This window comes from Desulfobacter vibrioformis DSM 8776 (genome assembly GCF_000745975.1).
Classification (GTDB): Bacteria; Desulfobacterota; Desulfobacteria; order Desulfobacterales; family Desulfobacteraceae; genus Desulfobacter; species Desulfobacter vibrioformis.
The window spans coordinates 145,930-162,313 of record NZ_KN050796.1; the positions used below are offsets into that span (position 1 = coordinate 145,930).

Consider the following 16,384-nt stretch of genomic DNA (forward strand, 5'->3'; position numbering starts at 1 on the left):
ACATGAAGCCTGTTCGTCAATACCTTGCTGAAGAGATTGCCTCAACGCTCGGGCGTCGTCCCGAAGAGATCGATACGGAAGTCCCTTTTTCACGCATGGGAATAAAATCAATGGATCTGGTGACCATCACGGCCCGCCTTGCAAACGAAATCCAAAGGAATCTGCCTGCGACGATAGGTTTTGATTATCCCAGTATATCTGCTATGGCGTCATTTCTGGAGAAAGGAACTAAGACAAACCAGGAAGATGACACCCAAATATACCGCAGTCCGGTTCAAACTTTATTCACTGAACATGAGGACGCATCGGCGGATTGGGCTGAAACTGTCGCCGTGGTGGGAATGGGATTGCGGTTTCCCGGAGGAAGTCGCACGCCCGAAGAGTTCTGGCGTTTTCTAAAGGAAGGGGGGGACGCGATCACCCAAGTGCCTGCGGAGAGATGGGATATTGATGATCTGTTGGATCCGGAACCGACGGCTCCCGGAAAGATGACCACTCCCTGGGGGGGGTTTTTAGCAGATATTGATCAATTTGATCCCGGATTTTTCGGTATTTCTCCCCGTGAGGCCCGGGCAATTGATCCGCAACAGCGCTTGATCCTTGAGGTGGGATGGGAAGCACTGGAGAATGCGGGTATTGATCCGTCAATGCTTCGTGGAGGCAATACCGGGGTTTTCGTGGGTATCAGCGGAAGCGATTATGGCCGGTTATTATTTAAAGATACCAAGCAGCTGGATCTGTATAGCGGAACCGGCGTGTCGACCTCCATTGCAGCCAGCCGGCTCTCCTATTTTCTAGGGCTTCGCGGACCTAGCTTAGCTGTGGATACAGCTTGTTCCTCTTCCCTGGTCACAGTGGATCTGGCCTGCAAAAATCTAAAGAGCGGCGCTTGCGATCTGGCATTGGCAGGCGGTGTAAACCTCATCTTGTCGCCGGAAATGACGATCATTTTTTCCAAAGCCGGGTTAATGTCGCCGGACGGTCGCTGTAAGACCTTTGACGCTTCGGCCAATGGCTATGTTCGGTCGGAAGGTTGCGGTTTGATTGTGCTCAAACGCTACGCTGACGCGGTGCGCGACGGCAACCGCGTATTGGCGCTGATACGCGGCAGTCATGTCAACCAGGACGGCCAAAGCAACGGACTGACTGTTCCCAACGGCCAAGCCCAAGTCTCCCTGATTCAAAATGCGCTTTTGCATGCAGGCGTCTCCCCCTCTGACGTCAGCTATATCGAAGCGCACGGAACAGGAACAGCCATTGGCGATCCCATAGAAATGAACGCCCTGGGAGCCCTGCTGGGCCAAGGGCGCTCCAGGAAGCACCCGTTGATCGTCGGTTCGGTGAAAAGCAATATCGGCCACCTGGAACAGGCCGCCGGCATTGCCGGCGTGATCAAAGTCATCCTGAGCCTGGCGCATGAAACGATCCCTCCCAACCTTCATTTTAAGAAGCCAAATCCGTTGATAGACCTTGATGCCATACCTGCGATCGTTCCCACAGAGCCCATACCGTGGCCATCATCCAACGGATCGCCGCGTATTGCCGGGGTAAGTGGGTTTAGTTTCGGAGGCGTCAACGCCCACGTTGTTCTGCAGGAAGCTCCCCGAACAAGAACGTCCCCAAAGATACCAAAACAGGAGCAAGGCCATGGGACGCCAGTACACCTGATGCCCCTTTCGGCGGCCAATGACGCCGCCTTGAAGGAAATAGCGGATATGTATGGGAAGTACCTGGAAAAAAACCCGGGCCTGGATATGGAAAGCGTATGCCGCACCGTCCAAAGCGGACGAGTTCACTTTCCCCATCGTCTTGCGATTACAGGACGTTCTGTACAGGAAATAATCAAACAACTTAAAGATTATGGGGGCAACCCTGTAGGGTCCGATATGATGCCCGTCCCTCGCCGCTCATCCTCCCAGCCGGAAATCGTTTTCCTTTTCACCGGACAGGGAGCCCAATATCCTGGCATGGGACGCGCACTTTACAAAAGCCAGCCGGTTTTCAAAAAAGCCCTGGACCAATGTTCCGACATTCTGGCCGGACACCTGGACCGTCCTTTGCTGCCGATAATTTTCGGGGAAGACGGTTCCTTGCTTAATGAAACCGCCTATACCCAACCCGCGCTATTTTCCCTGGAATACGCGCTGGCGTGCATGTGGCAAGCATGGGGCATTGGTCCGGCAGCTGTAATGGGCCATAGTGTAGGAGAGTATACGGCGGCCTGCTTGGCAGGCATTTTCAGCCTATCGGATGGATTAAAGCTGATCGCAGCCCGGGGGCGCTTGATCCAGGCACTACCCCGAAACGGTAAAATGGCTGCCGTGTTTGCAGGCGTTGAACGAGTTTCAAAAATTTTATCCATGGGTAATAACAGCATGGTTTCCATTGCTGCCGTAAACGGCCCTGAAAACGTTGTGATATCCGGTTTGACCGGCAGCATTGACCGGATAGTGGACAAGCTGGACCAGGAGGGGATTAAAGCGATGCCCCTGACTGTTTCCCACGCCTTTCATTCTCCGTTGATGGAGCCCATGCTCGACTCTTTTGAAAAGATTGCCGCCCAAATTTCCTTCTCAACTCCCGATATTCCCTTTGTATCCAACCTTACCGGAGAAATGGCCAGAGACGAAGTGTGCGACCCCGCTTATTGGCGCAAGCATGTCCGGCACCCCGTACGATTCGAGCAAAGCGTCCGCTTTCTTCATAAAAACAACTATCGTTTAACGCTGGAAATTGGTCCCCAGCCGGTTTTGAGCGGTATGGTGAAGAGTTTTCTATCCGATGATGAGATGACCTGCCTGCCCTCTTTAAGAAAAAATGAGCACGATTGGCGTACCCTGTCCGGCGCATTGGGAAACCTGTATACCAAAGGAGCACAAATTGATTGGCAGGCGTTTAATCATTATAACACAAGTCCTTTTGTCCAGTTGCCCACATATCCCTTTCAACGCCGGCGATACTGGTACAGTGAAATCAAGCATAAGACCACGTCTTCAATAGAGCCCGAGCGTTTGCCAGCAAAAGAACCGTTTCATCCACAATGGGGAAAAAAGATAGAATCACCGCTGGATTACACGATTTACGCCTATGAATGCGAAGCCAGTTCATTCTATGCAAGCGACCACAGGGTTTATGGCCATGCAGTCATGTCCGGTTCAACTCTGCTTAGCATGGTCCTGTCTGCCATGAAGGATATGTCCGACAAAGGATCGATCTGCGTCACAGATATGGTTGTTATGAATCCGCTTTTCATCCCGGAGTCCGGCATCGCCGTTATTCAAGTCATATTTCACCCCGAAGATGGCCAAAACTTTAATTTCAAAATTCATTCCACACTGAAAGAGGACCCGGCAGGGGACCGGGGACCGTGGAAAGAGAATGCATATGGCCGCATCTGCCTATATCCGGTCGGGCATGCCATTGAGGAACCAGCGATCTTAAACATTGATGAAATAAAGGAACAATGCCCGGAACAGATTGATTCGGAGGATTTTTACCAGGGCATATGGAATAGCGGGCTACAGCTTAAAGGCCATTTCAAATGGCTTTGCAAAATCCGCAAAGGTGATGACGGGGCGTTTGCACAGCTTCGGGAACCCGAAGACAATGAAAATTTCACACACGGTCTGGTTGCCCCAGGGCTCATTGATTCATGTGTGCAGCTTGGCTTTGCCTGTTTTGATAAAGATGAAGACAATGCATATATGTTTCTTGGCTATGATCGCTTCCGGTTTTACCAAAACGCTCCTGGCAAGCGCTATTGCCATATGAAAATACGGGAACAAAAATCCGGCGGGGAACTGGTTTTGGTGGATTATCGCCTGTTCACGGATCAGGGGCAGACCATTGCCCGGGCAGAGGGTGTCCACCTGAAACGGGCACCCAAACATGCATTGATCGGCGGAATTACAGAAATTCAAAGGGATCTGATGTATGAGCTCCATTGGCAACCGGCCACTGTGCCGGAAGCGCTTGAAAATTCATCGCTGGAAGGCAGATGGATCGTTCTTGGGAATCGCACAAATATCGCTGATCAGCTGGCAGCGGCCCTTGAAAAAAAAGGAATCCTGGGCGGTGTGGTAGTCCCGGGAGCCTCGTTCGAGCAAACAGGGCACAATGAATTCAGCGTCAACCCCGAACATCCGGAGGATTTTTCCCGGCTTCTTGATCAATTGACCGAAGAGCAGACGTTAACCCTTGGGGGATTCATCAATCTTTGGCCCCAGACAGCAACAGCACAGGACGCCTGGTCCGGGGAATCAATAATGGCGGATCAATGCCTTGGATGTGCAACCACGCTGCATTTAATCCAGGCCATGACCCGGTTGGGTTTTCATCAACTCCCGGCTCTGTGGACGGTTACCCGGGGAACCCAGGCTGTGCTTTCCGGGGATCAGCTCAATCCGGCCCAGTCTCCGGTATGGGGGCTGCACAAGACCATGGAACTTGAGCATCCGGACCTGCACGGAGGTGTCGTGGACCTGGATCCGGATCCAAATCAGGATAATATTTCACAGCTATTGAACCACATCCGGATCCCGGGGCCGGACAGGTATCTGTCCTTTCGCAACGGCAAATCCTATTCGGCACGGCTTTTGCGGATGAAACCCCAGGCCAAAGCCTTTGATCCGGCAACGGCCCTGCAACCCGGGACCTATCTGATCACCGGAGGAACAGGCGGCCTGGGTTTGAAATTGGCGGCCTGGCTGGCCAAGGGACAAAAAGCCCATGTGGTGCTTGTGGGAAAAAGGCCGTTTTCCATGGAAAAATTACCAGACGAATTGGTATCTAAAAGCAACCGCATAAAATTGATGCAGGCCGATGTTACCCGGTTGGATGAACTGGCCGGAATTTTTGATGAAATTAAGGAAAATCTGCCTGGGTTGCGGGGCGTTTTTCACTTGGCCGGCGTGCTTGATGACGGCGCACTGTACCAGCAAAAGTGGGATCGTTTTGAAAATGTCATGGCTGCTAAAATACTGGGCGCATGGCATTTGCATCAACTGACCGCCGGAATGGAGCTGGAATTTTTCGTCCTTTTTTCCTCGGTTGCATCCCTGATGGGATCACCCGGTCAGGGTAATTACTCCGCCGCAAATGCCTTCATGGACAGCCTGTCACACTATCGCAAATCAATGGGATTACCTGCAATAAGCATCAACTGGGGCCCGTTTTCACAGGCAGGCATGGCCCAAAAGCTTTCCAAGGCCGAAAAAGGCAGATGGACTGCAAGGGGGTTTGACATGCTGGATGCTGACATGGGGTTTTCCGTACTGGGAAGACTGTTGATCCACAAACCTGCCCAGGCCGGAGTGGCAAAAATCAACTGGCAGCACTATCTAAGGAACCATCCCCATGGCGAAGGGAACCCGTTTTACAAAAAGCTGCTTTCCCAATCCCAAGACGATATCTCCCAAAGCCAAACCGCCACGGAAGAGCCGGGCAGCATTCCGGCAAAGATCCGGCAGGCCGCTGCCGAAGACCGCCCAAAGATCATTGAAGATCATATCTGCAATCATGTGGCCCAGGTCCTCTGGCTTCATGGCGACGAACAGGTGGATATCCACAGTCCTTTCATATCACTGGGACTTGATTCACTGATGGTCTTGGAGCTAAGGAAGCAGGTCTGCCAGGATTTTGCCGTTGAACTGTCCATGACGCAGTTTTTAGGAGATACCTCTGTTTCCCGCCTGACTGCCATGGTTCTTGATCGTTTGAAATCATCCGAAAATCAAAAAACTGTTCCTGATGTGCCACAATTGCCCCGGATTGATCCGGCTTTTGAGCAACGAAACCTGCCGTTTGCACTAACCGATGTTCAGCACGCATACTGGATCGGCAGAAGCGGCAAGTTTGATTTGGGCGGGGTTTCCTGCCACGTTTATCCGGAGGTTGAGATAGCCGGCCTGGATATTGAAAAACTTGAACATGCGGTGAACCTTTTAGTCAAACGGCACGAAATGCTCAGGGCTGTGATCCTGCCCGATGGGCGCCAGAAAATTCTTCCAGCCGTATCGCCATACAAAATAGAGGTTCAAGATCTGAGGGAAAAGTCATCAGATGAAGTCAAACTCCGGATTGAAGACTATCGGAACCAGATGTCCCAGCAGATTCTTCCTTCTGAAACCGGCCCCCTGTTCGAGATCAGGGCGTCATTGCTCGACGGCGGCATGACGCGCCTTCATATCAGTTTTGATCTTCTCATCGGTGATGGCTGGAGTTTTAACATTTTGATCCGCGATCTTCATGAATATTATTTAAATCCCGAAGTAAAACTTCCTCCCTTGACGCTTTCATTCAGGGATTACGTAATAGCGCAGCAAAAAATAAACGGGACTGATCAATATCAGGCGTCTCTGAACTATTGGCAAAATCGGATCAACGATCTGCCGCCTGCGCCGGCCCTTCCAATTGCCAAGTCACCGAACCGGATCAAAAATCACCGTTTTATCCGACTTAAGTCCCGGCTGGATAAAGAGGTGTGGAACCGTTTAAAGAAACGGGCGGCCAATGCGGGATTGACCCCTTCAGGTGTATTGCTTGCGGCCTTTTCGGAGATCCTGGCGGTATGGAGTAAAGATTCCCGATTTACGATCAATCTGACTATGTTTAATCGCCTTCCTCTGCACCCGCAGGTAATGGATATCGTGGGAGATTTTACCACACTTACACTGTTGGAAGTGGACAATGAAAGGGGAATCAATTTCAGGGAACGTGCAGGATATATACAAAAACAACTTTGGCAGGATTTAGAACACCGATTTGTTTCCGGAATTGAAGTGATACGGCAGATGGCTAAAAAAAATGGAGACGCGGTCGGTTTTCCGGTGGTCTTTACCAGTGTGCTGCCCTACAGCTCGGGAAATGACGATAAAACAGCCATCGGCCTGCCCGCAGACCTTGACGCTGAACTGAAATACTGCATCTCACAGACCCCCCAGGTTTGGCTGGATCACCAGGTTTTCGACCAGGACGGAGCATTGGTATACAACTGGGATGCGGTTGAAGGCCTTTTTCCCGAAGGTGTACTGGAAGATATGTTTAACGCGTATACTTGCTGGTTGGCGCAACTGGCTGAAGACCAGGATGAATGGGAGAAAAAACGCCCGCATATGATGCCGGCTGCCCAGCAGAAAATGCGTGCTCTGTATAACGAAACCCATGTTCCAGTGTCATCGGAAATGCTCCATACCCTTTTCCTGTCAATGGCTGCCGAACAGCCGGATCATCCGGCTGTGATCACCTCCGGCAAGCGCCTCAGCTACAATTCCCTTAAGCGCCGGGCCAGCGGCATTGCCCATCTTCTCCTGGAAAGGGGAGCCAGACCCAATTGTTTAGTTGGCGTGGTCATGGAAAAGGGATGGGAGCAAGTGGTTGCCGTCACCGGAATACTCATGGCAGGCGCTGTCTACATGCCACTGGATTCGGACCTTCCACCGGAACGTCTCCATTACCTGCTCAAAGAGGGAGAGGTCGATCTGGTGCTCACCCAGTCACAAATTGCCGACCAGATTGACTGGCCTGGGGAAACCCAAATTATTACTGCGGATACGGTGCCTGAATGTTCGGATACGCCAGTATCGTCAGGATCTGCTGATGACCTGGCCTATGTGATCTACACCTCCGGCTCCACCGGGAAGCCCAAGGGGGTCATGATCACTCACCGGGGAGCGGTAAACACCCTGCTGGATGTGAACCGGCGTTTTGCTGTCGGTTCCAGGGACCTGGTGCTTGCCTTGTCTTCCCTGAGTTTCGACCTGTCAGTCTATGATGTTTTCGGCACCCTGGCTGCCGGAGGCACCATTGTGATTCCCGATGCCGCAGGTGTCCGGGACCCGCATCACTGGTCCGAACTCATGATGCGTGAAAAAGTAACCATATGGAATTCAGCCCCGGCCTTAATGCAAATGTTATGCGAATACGGCTCTGGTCGAACCGGCAAGGTCATCCCCCCTTCATTGCGTTTGGTGCTGATGAGCGGAGATAGGATACCGCCAGAGTTACCGGATCGAATTCGGAACCTGGCTCCTGATGCTGAAATAATCAGCCTTGGCGGCGCAACTGAGGCTTCAATATGGTCAATCCTGCATCCCATCAATAAGACAGATTCAAAACGATCACGCATTCCATATGGCAAGCCCATGGCCAATCAAAAATTTTATGTGCTGGACCGCTTTTGGAAGGATTGCCCTGACCATGTGGCCGCAGATCTGTATATCGGCGGAGTAGGACTTGCAGAAGGGTATTGGAAGGATAGTGAAAAAACGGCGGCTGCCTTTGTCACCCACCCGGTGACCGGTGAACGCCTCTACCGGACCGGGGACATCGGCTGCTTTCTGCCGGAAGGTAACATCCAGATTATTGGCCGCAATGATTTTCAGGTCAAAATTCGGGGGCACCGCGTTGAACTCGGAGAGATTGAGGTCGCCATGAAACAGCATCCCGGTGTAAACAATGCTGTTGTTTCAGTTAAAGAGCACCCGAACGGCGAACGGAAACTGGCTGGATATATCGTCCCCGAGGGATTGAAAGCGCGTGCTGAAACTTGGGATAGGAATTTGTCCGGAGATTCCGGACTGGTTGGTTCCGGTGGCGCCGTCCTGACGGATCCTGTTGAACGGCTTGAATTTAAAATGAAAAAATATCCCCTGCGCCGGGATATTGGCGGGCAGATTGTAAAATTTGTAAAACCAAACCGGGATACCATGGTAAAGTTGCTGTCCAGTCGGCTAAGTTACAGGAATTTTGAGAAATCAGCCATCTCCATGGATAATTTTTCAGGTTTCCTCAGTTCTCTTTTGGGGGGGGAATTCCCGGAGATTCCGTTTCCCAGATACCAGTTCGGTTCCGCAGGGGGAATATACCCCGTGCAGACCTATGTCTACGTCAAGGATGACCGTATTGATGGGCTTTCTGGGGGGGTGTATTACTATCATCCCCTGGAACACAGCCTGGAGTCGATTTGTAACACACCTGATATTCAAAAGGCAGTTTTTCCGCCGGGAAATGACACGATTTTTGAAGAGGCCGGATTTGCCATATTTTTTATTGCGGATATGGATACGGTTCGTCCCATGTACGGTAGCCGTTCCCGGGAATTCTGCCTGATCGAGTCCGGATTAATGACACAGCTTCTGGAATCGTCCTGCTTTGGTTACCAGATCGGACTATGCCAGATCGGTGAGATTGATTTTGAAAGTGTCAGGCATTTGTTCCGGCTCAAGGAGAGTCATGAATATTTTCATTGCCTGTTGGGCGGTAAAATATGCCAGACCTCCGGCTGGACCTTTCTCTCTGAGTCCGGGCAGGCCATGCCCGCACTTTCCCTGGAACCCGAGGTGACAAGTTCAGGCATCCGCAGGTTTCTAAAACAAAAGCTGCCGGGGTACATGATTCCGTCCAGCATTCTATTGCTTAAAACACTGCCGCTCAGTCCCAACGGCAAGGTGGACCGAAACGCCCTCCCTGCCCCTGGGATTTTGGAAACAGAGGATCAGGCAAAATTCGTCCCACCTGAAACCGCTTTGCAGAAAACCTTGGCCGATCTCTTTGCCCAGGTGCTTAAATCCGAACAGGTGAGCCTCCATGATAGCTTTATAGATTTAGGCGGGGATTCTCTGACAGCGGTGCGCTTGACCACGCGGGTACGCAAAAAACTGGGGGTGGAGTTCCCGCTGTCCGCTCTCTTTGAAGCCGCTGACCTGGAAGAGCTTGCCGACCATATTCAAACCCTCATGGATACCGATGCTGTTGCCGAGCAAGACATACGGCAAAAGGATTCCAGGATTAAGCTTGATCCCGATTGCCGCCATGATCCCTTTCCGCTGACCGATATCCAGCAGGCTTACTGGATTGGCAGGAGCAATGCCTTTGAGCTGGGAAATGTAGCAACTCATTTTTATATTGAACTTGAGAGCCGGAAAATGGATCTGGACAGGCTGAATAGCGCCTGGCGTCAACTCATTGAGCGGCATGATATGTTGCGGGCGGTGATTCTTCCCGATGGAACCCAGCGGGTCATGGAATCTGTTCGGGCATATGATTTTAAGATCCGGGACCTGAAAGAAGAGACAGAACCCGAAAAATACCTGCTGGCAGTTCGCCAAGAGATGTCGCACCAAGTGATCCCGGCCGGATCATGGCCACTGTTCGATATTCGGGCGACCCGTTTAACTAACGGGCACATTCGGCTTCATTTCAGCATGGACGCTTTAATTGCAGACGCCTGGAGCGTGTTTTCCATGTTCAACGAGTGGCATCGGCTTTTGGAAAATCCCGATTTGAAGCCCCGGCCATTGGAGATAACCTTCAGGGATTATGTAATGGCCGAAAAGGATGTTTTCAATTCATCCCAATACCACCGGGATAGGGAATACTGGCTCAAAAAATTGGCAACCCTGCCCCAGGCACCGGATCTGCCCCTGGCAGTCAATCCGGATGCTGTGACAAAACCCTGGTTTAAAAGGAGATCGGCTGATCTTTCCGCCCGGTTGTGGGGAAAACTAAAACAACGGGCGAAAACGAACCGGCTCACTCCTTCCAGCCTGCTTATTTCTGCCTATGCCGAGGTGCTGCGGGTCTGGAGCAAAACGCCCGGAATAACACTCAATGTCACCTTGTTTAACCGGTTACCCCTTCACCCCCAGGTAAATGAAATCGTGGGAGACTTCACCTCTTTGATACCGCTGGCGGTGTCGGATGCCCAGACACAAAGTTTTGTAAAAAGGGCTCGGGCAACACAGCAACAGTTGCTGCATGATCTCGACCACCGCCATTTCGGCGGGCTTGAGGTCATGCGTGAGTTCGCCCGCCAGCAAGGAAAACCGAATAAAGCCGTCTTTCCGGTCGTGTTTACCAGCGCACTGAGCATGGATAATGCCATGGACGCCTCGGCCATAAACCGCTTTGGGGATATCGTCTTTGGCGTCTCCCAAACGCCCCAAGTCTGGCTGGATCACCAGGTTATGGAACAGGATGGCGCACTTGTGTTCAACTGGGACGCTGTGGAAGAACTTTTCCCTGAATATTTATTAGACGATATGTTTTTGGCTTATTGCAGCTTTTTAGAAAAACTGGCCACAGATGATGAGGTCTGGCACAAAAAGATTATTCGCTTTATACCCCCGGCCCAGCTTGAAAAAAGAGCAGCAGCCAATGCCACCGATGCGCATGTCTCCTCTGAGATGCTTCATACCCTGTTTTATCATCAGGCTTCCCGTTCCCCCAACCATCCTGCCGTGCAGTGCTCAAACCGAACCTTAAGCTATGCTGAATTGTCCGGCTATGCCAATTTCATCGGTTCTCTGTTACGGAAAAAAGGCGCTGAACCCAACCGGCTGGTTGCGGTATCCATGAAAAAGGGCTGGGAGCAGATAGCAGCGGTGTTGGGTGTTCTCAATTCCGGCGCGGCATACCTTCCGATTGATCCTGATTTACCCAAAGAGCGTATTTGGCACCTGCTGGCAGACGGAGAGGTTGGCCTGGTCCTGACCCATTCATGGCTGGATGAAAACCTGCAATGGCCCAAGGATGTCACTCGTATTTGTGTGGATACCCTATCGTTAATCAATCAGGAAATGCCTTTTTCAAAACCTGTCCAAGGACCCGATGATCTGGCCTACGTTATCTATACGTCCGGATCCACAGGTTTTCCCAAAGGCGTAATGATATCCCATAGAGGCGCAGTTAATACGATCCTGGACATTAACCAGCGCTTTGAATTGGGTCCCGGGGATAAAACCCTTGCCGTTTCCAACCTGAATTTTGATCTTTCGGTATATGACATTTTTGGAACACTGGCTGCTGGGGGGACCATTGTATTGCCGGATACTGATAAAACCCGGGAGCCTGGTCACCTGCTGAATTTGATACGAAACAAAGAGATTACGGTCTGGAATTCAGTGCCAACATTAATGCAGATGCTTATGGAATATCTAACGGATGATCCATGCGCTGTTCAGCAATCTTTAAGGTTAATTCTCCTAAGCGGCGACTGGATACCCGTGGATCTGCCCGACAAAATTAAACGTTGTTTCAATGGGGTTCGGGTAATCGGCCTGGGTGGCGCCACAGAAGCATCCATATGGTCCAATTTATATCAAATTGAGCAAGTTGATCCGGATTGGAAGAGCATTCCCTATGGCTATCCCATGATTAACCAACGCTATCACGTGCTCAATGAATATATGGAAGACTGCCCGGATTGGGTTCCAGGCCAGCTTTTTATTACAGGGCTTGGACTGGCAAAGGGATACTGGAGAGATGATGAAAAGACCTTAAATAAATTTATTGTTTGCCCCCAAAAAGGTGAACGGTTATATGAAACCGGTGATATAGGCCGATATCTGCCGGACGGCAGCATAGAATTTCTGGGCAGAAAAGACTTTCAGGTAAAGATAAATGGATATCGAATTGAATGCGGCGAAATTGAAACTGCCATAAAGCAACTTCCCGGCATAGGTGAAACTGTAGTTATCCCGACCAATGGAACCGGAAAAGAAAAACAACTGGTATGCTATGTAACTGCCAATGGTGATAAAAACAGCGTTTTATTTGAATTCAATCAGGCGGATCCGGAAAGATGTGCTGCGCTCTGGCACTCTGTACAAAAAGTCGGGCTGGAACAGGCACCCCAAATTCCTGATTCCATAAAAATAGAGACTGTCCCCGCCTTTTTTAATGCCTTGGAAGATATAAGCGTTGGCGTAATGTGCCAAATCCTGCAAAAAATGGGGATATTTTCAAGCCAAGGGGAAGAATATACCATTGGTGAACTGGTGAATGGATTTGGAATTGAGCCCCGTTTTCAAATCCTGCTCTGCCACTGGCTTGATCTCATGCAAGAGAAAGACGTTTTGAAAAAGACCGAAGCCGGACGTTATTTGAACAGCCGGCCCCTGGATGAAATAAACTATCCCAACCCGTCAACGCTGCCAGAAAAGTTGATAACGCTGAACGCCTCTTTCAAACAACATATCTCCACATACACAGATCTGCTAAAGGGCAATATTGACCCTTTTGAAGTACTGCTGAACCAGGATTCGTTCCTGGCAGCCGAACAATTGGCAGCCATTGCTCCGGGCCGGGAATATTACCACAATTTGGCCGGCCTCATATTCAGGGCCATTATTGATTCTTTTTCATCGGATAAGCCGGTGCGCGTATTGGAAATGGGTACAAGGGCCGGCTCCCTCACCAAAACGTTCTTATCTTTGTTGCCGGCACAGCAAGGCTCTTACCTATATACGGACGAATCCACTGTTTTCACAGACAAGGTAAAACAAATGGTGGGAGAAACACCTTTGTTCGAATCAGGTGTCCTGGATATGAACAAAGCGCCAGAGGCCCAGGGATATCAGCTCCATGCATTTGATGTGATTATTGCGGACAAAACGCTGCACAGGGCAAGGCATCTGGGAAAAACCCTGAAATATGTGAAAAATTTGCTGGCTCCAGGAGGCGTTCTGCTGCTGATAGAACCGACCCGGAACAATCCCCTGATGCAGATAACAGTCGGTTTTTTTGAGGACGGATTCTCCAATTTTGAAGATGAAAGAAGAAAAAGAAAGCTTCCGCTTATTTCGGCAGAAAAGTGGCATACGCTTCTTGAAGAAACAGGTTTTTCAAAAATAATGGTGCTCCCCGAAGCGGGTCAAGCCGCAGAAATTTTTGGGCAACACCTGATAATGGCCCAGGCACCGGAAAAGGTTAGAATATTTGATCCTTCCCAAATAGGCTCGGCTTTACGGCAAACGCTTCCCGGTTACATGGTGCCGGCAAGATTTATGCTGCTGGACAAATTACCGCTTTCAGCAAATATGAAAATAGACAGAAACGCCCTTGCAAAATTAGGGGAAAAAATTGGACCCATTTGCGAAAAAACCTATGTCGCACCTTCCACTGAAGTACAGATAAACATTGTTCGTGTTCTAAAAAAGATTCTTGGTAATATAAAGATCGGCATCCATGATAATTTTTTCGAATTGGGAGGGGATTCCCTAAAGGCAATCCAGTGTATGAATCTTCTTAAAAAATCATACCCCGTGGAATTGTCATTGCAGGAATTTTTCGAAGAATCCAATGTAGAGCGGCTTGCTCAAAAAATAGAAGAAAAATTAGAGTTGGAAAAAAATCTTGACGTTGAGGAAGGCGAAATATGATCGGCATTATCGGTGGTTACGGAAAGGCCGGACTGCAAGCGGCCCGGGTTCTAAAGGCGTGGGGAAACAGGCCGCTGAGGATTGGAGGCAGGAATCCTGAAAAACATCGGCAGACATTGATAAACCAATTCCCGGAAGCTGAATGGATTGAAGTTGATATTGAGAATGATGACAGCCTGAAAAAATTTATAACCGGCTGTGAACTGATTATTAACTGTGTGGGGCCATCTCATAAAACTACGGCAAGAGTGATGAAAATATGTCTTTCCAATAATTGCCACCTTGTTGATGCCGGAGAAGAGAAAGGCATTGAGGAGATATCCCTTCCTTTTCATGGTTCAGCAGTACTCCACAGTGCAGGTGCCCTACCAGGTTTATCAGGCATACTGCCGCGCTGGCTTGCCGGTTCTTTTGATAATGTAACCGATTTGACTGCCTATTCAGGCGGCCTGGACCAGTTTACCCTGTCCGGTGCTGAAGATTATCTTTTCGGTGTTTTTGATAAGCCAAAGCCGCCCCTATCTGCATGGAAGGACGGTGCGTGCCGTCCTTTTGCCTTAAAGAGGGAAACTTGCGTTGCGTTACCTTTTTTCCGGGATGAGGTAACGCTGCACCCTTATTTTGACACTGAAACCGAATTTGTGGCAAGGCAATTATCACTCATTAACGGCCAGTGGTATATGGGAACTGCCGGAGAGCGGATGTCAGCCGCTCTGGAAGGCATTTCAGGCCAATTTTATGCAGATACAAAGGGTGCGATAAAGCGTTTATGCTCCGCAAGCCAATTGGATGCCGCAGGACGTCAAACATATTTTAATTATCTTATACAGCTTGAAGGGATTAAACAGGGTAACCCATTGACGCGAACTCTGGTGTTACAGGCAACGGGGGCCTGCGAATTAACCGGTGCTGTGGCTGCCGTGGCAGGCATAGCCCTGCTGAGCAAAGAACTTTCGTTCGATATATGCCCTGTTTCAGCAATTTCAAATCCAGGTGCGCTGATTCCCCGCTTATCGGAAACTGAAATTATAAGTCAGTTAGATGTTTTTGATTGTTCAATCAGTGAGCTATCACAGGAAATCGAAGGTGAAATATGACTTGGGACAAGGAAAAATTCGACAGGATAGTAGAAGGTATCGACGCATCCGCAGACAGTATCGCAGATCACCTCAGCAGAGAAGAAATTGAATCTGCAATGACAAATCTTGATAGTGCCGTTTTACACTCAATGCTCCATGCGTTACTCAAATTCGGGCTGTTCGATAAAGACGAAAAACACGCTTTTGAGGCTGTTTTGGAAAAGGGCAAAATCTCCCCCAAATTTAACTGGTTAGTTCAACGCTGGATCATCAAATTAACGGAAGCCGGGCTGTTATTGGAATCGCCCGAAGGCCACCTTAGCTGTCCTAAGAAAACAAATGGGGAAATAATCGCTCAATTTTGGGCTGGGGCAGATGATATATGGACAAATAAAATCTCCCCCGAATTTACAGCTTACGTACGAAGTAATACCGAAAAACTGCCAGAGCTGCTGGGCGAGCAAATACACCCTTTATCACTGCTTTTCCCCGATGGAAGATACAATTTTATCCGGTCTTTGTACTTTGATAATTTAATGGCAAACTATCTTAATCGTTGTATTTGCAAACTCTTACAACGCATTGCCGGAGATCACAAAGGCAAAGTTTTAAGAATTTTGGAGATCGGTGCAGGCACGGGAGCCACTACGGAAAAGGTTTTAAAGGCACTTGAAAGCTTTGAAATACAATATTTATTTACTGATGTCGCTTCTGCTTTTGTTACAAGGGCAAAATCACGTTTTGATACATTTCATGGGATACATTTCAGTGTTTTTAACATTGATGAAGATCTTCGAACCCAAGGCTTGACGCCTAACAGTTTTGACATTGTACTTGCGGCAGGCGTGTTGGAAAACGCCCGGGATATTCCTGAATCCATGAACAGGGTCGCGGAGCTTATTTGTCCGGGAGGGTGGTTTGTGTTTACTGAACCCACAAAGGAACACTCATGGATACTGGCATCGCAGGCATTTATGATGACTGAACCCACTGACAGTTTGAGGACTGAAACCTCTTATTTGGACAGGGAGGCATGGATTAACCTGTTAAAGGAATATGGCGATGAATCAATTCTTTTTTTACCTGATTTGAAACATAAACTATCTCCCATGGGAGTTCATTTATTTGCAAAACGCTTTCACTGAA

The 16,384-nt window shown here is 49.5% G+C and carries 3 protein-coding genes; all 3 read left to right on the plus strand.

Going from position 1 to position 16,384, the window contains the following annotated elements:
* Positions 1 to 2 precede the first annotated feature (2 nt).
* The 3 genes from Q366_RS20615 to Q366_RS19850 are packed head-to-tail and all read left to right on the plus strand — an operon-like array spanning position 3 to position 16,383.
* Positions 3 to 14,159 carry a hybrid non-ribosomal peptide synthetase/type I polyketide synthase gene (locus tag Q366_RS20615; protein WP_051958184.1) on the plus strand — a complete coding sequence of 4,719 codons (14,157 nt, stop codon included), beginning with the start codon at positions 3 to 5 and terminating at the stop codon, positions 14,157 to 14,159.
* A complete protein-coding gene (locus tag Q366_RS19845) occupies positions 14,156 to 15,256 on the plus strand; it encodes a saccharopine dehydrogenase NADP-binding domain-containing protein (RefSeq protein ID WP_035242661.1) in 1,101 nt (366 codons plus the stop codon). The genes Q366_RS20615 and Q366_RS19845 overlap by 4 nt, the downstream gene beginning before the upstream one ends.
* Positions 15,253 to 16,383: a class I SAM-dependent methyltransferase gene (locus tag Q366_RS19850; protein WP_035242663.1), complete on the plus strand. Its 1,131-nt coding sequence runs from the start codon at positions 15,253 to 15,255 to the stop codon at positions 16,381 to 16,383. Before Q366_RS19845 ends, Q366_RS19850 begins: the two co-directional genes overlap by 4 nt.
* The last annotated feature ends 1 nt before the right edge of the window (position 16,384 follow it).

Excerpts from the sequence above, each read along its gene's own strand:
- Q366_RS20615 (WP_051958184.1), top strand. The coding sequence starts at position 3 with ATGAAGCCTGTTCGTCAATACCTTGCTGAAGAGATTGCCTCAACGCTC.
- Q366_RS19845 (WP_035242661.1), top strand. The coding sequence starts at position 14,156 with ATGATCGGCATTATCGGTGGTTACGGAAAGGCCGGACTGCAAGCGGCC.
- Q366_RS19850 (WP_035242663.1), top strand. The coding sequence starts at position 15,253 with ATGACTTGGGACAAGGAAAAATTCGACAGGATAGTAGAAGGTATCGAC.